The 2,765-nt window shown below is 58.0% G+C and carries 2 protein-coding genes and 1 pseudogene; all 3 read right to left on the minus strand.

The annotated features are described in order from the left end of the window. Positions 1-690 (minus strand): sulfate ABC transporter substrate-binding protein (locus X773_RS73330; RefSeq protein ID WP_031213467.1); only part of this gene is annotated, 690 nt, incomplete at its 3' end. A gap of 254 nt (positions 691-944) precedes the next feature. Next, positions 945-1,372 (minus strand): annotated as a pseudogene (locus tag X773_RS73335) (UbiA family prenyltransferase); the annotation flags it as partial. Between the two features lie 349 nt (positions 1,373-1,721). Beyond that, positions 1,722-1,988 carry a hypothetical protein gene (locus X773_RS73340; protein ID WP_023680946.1) on the minus strand — a complete coding sequence of 89 codons (267 nt, stop codon included), beginning with the start codon at positions 1,986-1,988 and terminating at the stop codon, positions 1,722-1,724. Positions 1,989-2,765 lie beyond the last annotated feature (777 nt).

Raw genomic sequence — 2,765 nt, forward strand, 5'->3', positions numbered from 1 at the left:
CTCGTCGAGCGCCAGATAGGCCTCGTTTTCCCAGGCGATCAGCACGTCGCCCAGGCCCTTTTGCGCGAAGGTCACGGTCGAGCCACGCGCGCCGGTGTCAAGCACCGGAACATGGGAATAGAGGTTGCCGACGAATTCCTTGGTCTTGGCTTCATCGCCGCCATCATTGGTGTTGGCCCAGGCCCAGGCCGCGAGGTAGGCCCACCGGCCACCACCGGAGGTCTTGGGATTGGACGTGATCACCTGGACGCTGTCCTTTGTGAGATCGCCAAAATCGTGAATGCCCTTGGGGTTGCCCTTGCGGACGAGGAGGACAATGGTCGAGGTATAAGGCGCCGAATTGTTCTCGAACTTCGTCCGCCAGTCGGGATTGATCTTCTTCGTTTTCGAGACGATCGCGTCGATGTCGCCTTGCAGCCCCAGCGTCACCACGTCGGCGTCGAGGCCGTCGATTACCGCGCGAGCCTGAGCGCCCGATCCGCCATGCGACTGCTGGACGGTGACGGTCTCGCCGGTCTCGGACTTCCAGTGGGCGGTGAAAGCCTCGTCGAATTGCTTGTAGAGCTCACGCGTCGGGTCATAGGACACGTTGAGAATGGTGGTATCGGCAAACGCGAAACCGAGCGTGCCGAACTGGACAGATGTGGCGACCAGTGCGCCGAGCAGTTTCATGAAATGAGGTTTGGTCATTTCCGCCTCCGTTGAACTCGCNGTGGCGACCAGTGCGCCGAGCAGTTTCATGAAATGAGGTTTGGTCATTTCCGCCTCCGTTGAACTCGCGTCAAATCTACCGAATTGAATTTAGATGCATTCAATGTTGCCTTTTTTGGCCTAGTGAAGCAATTTTTCGCCTATTTCGCCCTAAATGAGGAATGTTTTTCCTCACATAGCGTGACTCGGGATCCTGGGCTCCCGGACGCGATAACTAGAAACCGCCAGCCCTTCGGCAATACGCAAGTGGCGATCAGGCGCGTGTAGGGCGTCAGGAACAGCAGGAGCGACGCCGCAAGCGCAAGCGGAATTGCCAGAAAGGCGATTGCTGGGACCATGCCGATCTGGCCGCTTGCCAGAGGGCGAAAGCGGGTCCGCTCAACGTGGCCGTCGAACCTGCGATCGGCAATGTCATTGATCGTGGACCCGGCGCTTCTCATCAGAAACGCGCCAAGGGTGAATAGCGCCAATTGCTGAACGGCGGGGATACCATGTGCCGCTTGGATCAATGCGGCCCAACAGGGAACAACGTCAGCCATATGCCCACTGGCCGATCCAGCCGCGCGAGCCGCGTGTAGGGCCGCCATGCACGCGGCAGCCGGCGATCCACCCAGTCACCTCTATGAATATCACTCAGGTCCGGTCGGCTCAAAGTCGCCATTAAGTAATCTTAATCCCGCGCAGAGAAAGGCATTTTCCTGTTCGGTTGAAGTGCCAAATTCGCAGCGTTGCGTATGCGCGCAATGGCAGCCTCGGGGTGGCAAGCGGAAGTCCAGCGTGAACGCGCGGAACAGTTGCTTTGCGGACCTGAGCCGGCATTAGATTGCGCAAGCTGTAGCGGCTGATCTTGGCACGACCGAGACCAACGGCGGCGCTCACGCGCAGGACCGGCTCTTGAAGCCAGTGCCCAGCGGGCTCTACGCCAATAATGGGCGCTTTCCAGAATGACCGGAACCGCACGGCAATCGCTGAGCAAACCCTTCTAACCTTGGCCAGCGGAGCAATCACCTTTACGATTCGACCAGGATCACCAAGGACTCTGGCACCACTCCATCGAAGGCCATCGCATCCGCGGCTTCCTTGCTCTGCATAGCTTTCATCATGGCGTCCATGTCCGGAACGTCCATAAGAACGGCCACCCGGGTCGGATTTTGTGGATCTACAAATGTTCGTATGTTGGTCACGCCGAGCGGACCAAAAAGCTCTTTGCGCTTCGGCGAGTCGAGCCAGTGCTTCGCTCCTTTTGTGATGTTATGGTGGCCAATGACTGTCGGCATTGCATCCTCCCTATCGTGACGGCGAAGTCCGGCATCGCCAAGAGTGCCAAGATCCATCCCCGTCGAACCACGGAGCGCCGTTTTGGTTGGACTGTCAATTATTTCGTTAAGGACGCGGAAGAACGATTCGGAGAGGGCGTTTCTTCCGGACGGTTCGACCTCAATGAACCAGGATCGCGGTCACGCGGCTGTGGCTATTGACATGTGACATGCGCAAACAGCCGGACAACAACTGCAAGGGCCCGCGTGGCAGATATCGGGATCCAGCGCGGGGGTCGGAAAGGGCAGTTGCGGGAGTAGGGCTGCCATTCATGACCCGGCGGGCCAAGGTCGTCTTCGGGTCGACTCCGGCCGTAGAGCGAAGGTCCGCTGTTGAGAGCGGCGGTGAGGGTCCGGTAATGGCGCTACTTACTCGTTCAGGTGGCCGCTACAGTTGATTGCTAGAGTTAGTCTAGCGTGTCCAAGCGCCATGAAGCGAGCTTACAGCCAAAAGGAAAGTCGGCGGCCCATTTTTCAATGAGCGTTGCCCGAACCCGCCGACCTGCGGATTGCCATTGGCCCCGCGATTCGCAGCTTTGCCGGAACGGAGGCGTGCCGTCTAGCAATGTAAGCGTGTACCATTTCAGCTGCGGAAGTTTTCAAGATCTCTGCCTTAAATCTTTCGGCCATGGCTCGCGCAATCTGTGCTGCCTATAAAGTCGCGCAGCACGAGGTGATCTAGTACTACAGTTGCGGATCATTTGATTTTCTGATTCACTTCGACAGGTTATGGAGGGA

The sequence above is a fragment of the Mesorhizobium sp. LSJC280B00 genome (assembly GCF_000502835.1).
Taxonomy (GTDB): Bacteria; Pseudomonadota; Alphaproteobacteria; order Rhizobiales; family Rhizobiaceae; genus Mesorhizobium.

Bases quoted from the DNA above. Each gene is read 5' to 3' on its own strand.
- X773_RS73340 (WP_023680946.1), bottom strand. From the start codon at position 1,988: ATGCCGACAGTCATTGGCCACCATAACATCACAAAAGGAGCGAAGCAC.